4 protein-coding genes are annotated in these 4,121 nt (G+C 62.9%); 2 read left to right on the top strand and 2 right to left on the bottom strand.

What is annotated here, in order from left to right; all coding sequences use genetic code 11:
* Both WB528_RS01595 and WB528_RS01600 read left to right on the top strand, forming a co-directional pair.
* On the top strand, positions 1–814 hold an 814-nt coding region (locus WB528_RS01595; RefSeq protein WP_423886681.1), incomplete at its 5' end, for an acyl-CoA dehydrogenase family protein.
* 209 nt (positions 815–1,023) lie between these two features.
* Positions 1,024–1,950 carry an MBL fold metallo-hydrolase gene (locus WB528_RS01600; RefSeq protein WP_423886682.1) on the top strand — a complete coding sequence of 309 codons (927 nt, stop codon included), beginning with the start codon at positions 1,024–1,026 and terminating at the stop codon, positions 1,948–1,950.
* 53 nt (positions 1,951–2,003) lie between these two features.
* Here WB528_RS01600 and WB528_RS01605 read toward each other — a convergent pair whose 3' ends face one another.
* Positions 2,004–2,855 carry a DUF1499 domain-containing protein gene (locus WB528_RS01605; protein WP_423886683.1) on the bottom strand — a complete coding sequence of 284 codons (852 nt, stop codon included), beginning with the start codon at positions 2,853–2,855 and terminating at the stop codon, positions 2,004–2,006.
* Between the two features lie 141 nt (positions 2,856–2,996).
* Positions 2,997–4,121: AMP-binding protein (locus WB528_RS01610; protein ID WP_423886684.1), on the bottom strand; the 1,125-nt coding region annotated here is incomplete at its 5' end.

Genomic DNA, 4,121 nt, shown 5'->3' on the forward strand with positions numbered 1-4,121 from the left:
GCCCAAGCTCGCGACCGGCGAGTGGGTTGGTTGCTTCGGCCTGACCGAGCCGGATGCCGGCTCCGACCCCGGCGGCATGAAAACCCGCGCGGAGAAAACCTCCGACGGTTACCGGCTGACCGGCTCGAAGATGTGGATTTCCAACGCTCCGATCGCGGACGTGTTTGTTATCTGGGCAAAGTCGGCCGAGCACAACAACCAAATCCGCGGTTTCATCCTCGAAAAGGGCATGAAGGGACTTTCCGCGCCGAAGATCGGCGGCAAGCTCTCGCTCCGTGCTTCCGTTACCGGCGAAGTGGTGATGGAGGGGGTCGAGGTACCGGAGAGCGCACTGTTGCCCAATGTCTCGGGCCTCAAGGGTCCGTTCGGCTGCCTCAACCGCGCCCGCTACGGCATTTCCTGGGGCGCGATGGGTGCCGCGGAAGACTGCATGCAGCGCGCGCGGCAATACACGCTGGACCGCAAGCAATTCAACCGTCCGCTGGCGGCAACGCAATTGATCCAGAAGAAACTCGCGGACATGCAGACCGACATCGCGCTCGGCCTGCAGGCTTCGCTGCGCGTTGGGCGGCTGATGGATGAGGGCAAGATGGCGCCCGAGATGATTTCGATCGTCAAGCGCAACAATTGCGGCAAGGCGCTCGATATCGCGCGTGCGTCGCGTGACATGCATGGCGGCAACGGAATCCAGATCGAATATCACGTGATGCGCCACACCGCGAACCTGGAAACCGTCAATACCTATGAAGGCACCGCCGACGTTCACGCCCTGATCCTCGGCCGCGCTATCACCGGCATCCAGGCGTTTTCGTAAGGGCCGCAGGCATAGCATCGAAGACTGCTGTCATCGTCCGCGACCCGGCTCCGCCAAGCTTCGCCGGGGGCTAGATTCAGGAGCGCCGAAGCTTTAGCGAAGGCGGCAGGCGGACGATCCAGTATTCGAGATGCCTTTGTTTCAATCTCGATTGCCGGTGTTTACCGGATCCCCCGCCTGCGCGGGGGATGACAAGCGCAGGAACAAGCATGGCCAATACCGACGACGTCCCATTCAACCGCAACTTTCCGCTCAAGCCGGGCGTGGTCGAGGAAGTACGGCCCGGCGTGCGGCGCATTCTTTGCAACAATCCGAGCCCTTTCACCTTTACAGGTACGGTGAGTTACATCGTCGGCCGCGGCAAGGTCGCGATCATCGACCCTGGCCCTGACGACGCGGCGCATGCGGCGGCGCTGCTGGATGCCGTGCGCGGCGAAACCGTGACGCACATTCTCGTCACTCATACGCACCGCGACCATTCCGTGAATACCCCGCGGATCAAGGGGCCGACCGGCGCGCTTGTCTATGCGGAGGGGCCGCATCGGGCATCGCGGCCGCGTTTTGAGAGCGAGAAGCACAATCCGGAGTCGGGCGCCGACCGCGAGTTTCGTCCCGACGCGCAAGTCAGGGACGGCGATATCATCGAAGGTGAGGGATGGAAGCTCGAGGTGGTCGCGACCTCGGGACACACGGCCAATCATCTCGCTTTCGCCTCGCCCGATCATAAGTGGCTGTTCGTCGGCGATCATGTGATGGGATGGTCGACTTCGATCGTGGCGCCGCCGGACGGCTCGATGGTCGATTACATGGCCTCGCTGGAAAAGCTCGCCGCCCGCAGCGAGGACCTTTATTTCTCCGGCCATGGCCCGGAAATTGCGGATGCACAGCGTTACGTGCGCTTCCTGATCCGTCATCGCCAGGCCCGCGAAGCTTCAATCCTGCACCGCCTCGCGAAAGGCGAGGCGGATATCCCGACCATCGTTCGCGCTATCTATATCGGCATCGATCCACGTCTGATGAATGCCGCCGGCTACTCCGTGCTGGCGCATCTGGAAGATCTGGTCGGACGCGGCATCGTCGCGACCGACGGCGACCCGGTAATTGGCGGAACGTATCGATTGGCGGCGCGCTCTTAAATTCTCCCCCGTAAGAGCGGGGCGAGGGCGCGCACCAACATCGAAACGCTACCCTATTTCTTCACCCCTTTGGCGGGCGCTTTCGCGGGCGCAGCCGGCTTCTTGGCCGGCTTGAGGCTGTCATTGTCGGCCGCGCTATTGAGGTCGTCGATCAGCTTGCGGACGCGCGCGGCGTTGCTGCCGAGGTCGCTCTCGAAATAACGCGAAGAGGAACGGATATCGACGCGCGAATCCTCATCGTCGGGGGTCACGCGGATCGCGACATCTTCGCGAAATCCCATGATCGGCGTGCGCGCCACCGCCTCGATCCGGCCGATCCGCCGCGGCGGCTGCGGAGCGCGTTCGTCGATCACAAGCCATTTGCGCTTGGTGACGAGCTGCAAGGTGATCTCATAGGCCCGCTGCACCGGGAGCTCGAGTTCGACAGTCTCGATATCGGGATAGGCGGTGCGCTGCTGCTCGGCTGAATAGAGGCCGGCATAGACCGCCGGATTGGCGCCGTCGCCGCTGCGCAGCCGCGCCAGTGCCTCAAAACGCGGCGGGTCGATCGGGTCGGTGGTAATGTCGTGGATCGCGGGCAGCCGGCGGTATTGCAGGCCGAGATAGGCGGGATAGGCGAGCAGCAGGGCGTCGATCAGGAACGCGAACAGGATGCGACTCACGCCGCGTGCGCCGCTCTGCCAGATCGCGGCCGCCCCGATGAGGCCGACCAGAATCGAGAGACCAGCGCAGGCGAGAGCCCCGAAGAAGGTGGCGAGCGCCGGTTTGATTTCGAGAAAGCCGAAGCGAACGATGATGATCGAGACCAGCACTGCCACCACGGCAAATACCGCGAGATTCCTCGACCATGACGCCAGCCGCGACACGGGCTCCGACAAATAGGGAGCGGAAAACCTTCGGGCCATGGTCTTGATTTCTGCCGGGTTCGTGACAGCGGGCCGGAACCGGCCCGACGCTTGCAATTAGCCCGCTTGAGACCACGAACCTGCGCCGATTTCAAGGGAGGGGGCGGATGGCCGGGAAGTCCGGCCATCGCGTTATTGCCATTACGTTCCCGGGAAACTGTAGGCCTTGAATTGCTCGCGCAGCGCCGTCTTCAGGATCTTGCCGGTCGCCGTGTGCGGAATGCCATCGACGAACACGATGTCATCGGGCATCCACCACTTGGCGATCTTGCCGTCCATGAATTTCAGGATATCTTCCCGCGTCGCGTTCTGCCCCTGTTTGAGCTGCACGATGAGCAGGGGACGCTCGTCCCATTTGGGATGATGCACGCCGATCACCGCAGCCTCCGCGACCGACGGATGGCCGACAGCCAGATTTTCCAGATCGATCGACGAAATCCACTCGCCACCGGATTTGATCACGTCCTTGGAGCGGTCGGTGATCCGCATATAGGCCTGCGGATCGATGGTGGCGACGTCGCCGGTATCGAAAAACCCGGTCTCGTCGATGATGCTGGCGTCAACTCGGTAATAGGCCTTGGCGACCGCGGGCCCTGCGACCTTGAGGCGGCCAAAGGTCTTGCCGTCCCATGGCAGGTCCTTGTTTGCATCGTCGGTGATTTTCATCTGCACGCCGAACGGCGGGTAGCCTTGGGTCTGCAGGATGTCGAGCGCCTCCTCGCCGCCAAGCTGATCGAACGGCGGCTTGAGCGCGGCCAGCGTGCCGATTGGGCTCATCTCGGTCATGCCCCAGGCGTGTCGCGCGGTCACGCCCATATCGGTGAACGCCTTGATCATCGAGCGCGGCATCGCCGAGCCGCCGCACACCACGAAGCGCAAATGCGGCAGCTTCAGCTTGTTGGCGGTCATGTGATTGAGCAGCATCAGCCACACCGTGGGAACGCCGGCGGTGTGGGTAACCTTTTCGGTTTCCAGAAGCTCGAAGACAGAGGCGCCGTCGAGCTTCGCGCCTGGCAGCACCAGCTTGGTTCCCATCGAGGGTGCCGAGAACGCGATGCCCCAGCTATTGGCATGGAACAGCGGAACCACCGGGAGCATCGTGTCGCTGGCGCAAGCGCCGAGCGAATCGCCGGTATTGGCCATCAGCGCGTGCAGGACGTTGGAGCGGTGCGAATACAGCACCCCCTTGGGATCGCCCGTGGTGCCAGACGTGTAGCACATCGCAGCCGCCGTATTCTCGTCGAAGGTTTTCCATTGGAAATCGCC

It is taken from the genome of Bradyrhizobium sp., assembly GCF_049586575.1.
Classification (GTDB): Bacteria; Pseudomonadota; Alphaproteobacteria; order Rhizobiales; family Xanthobacteraceae; genus Bradyrhizobium.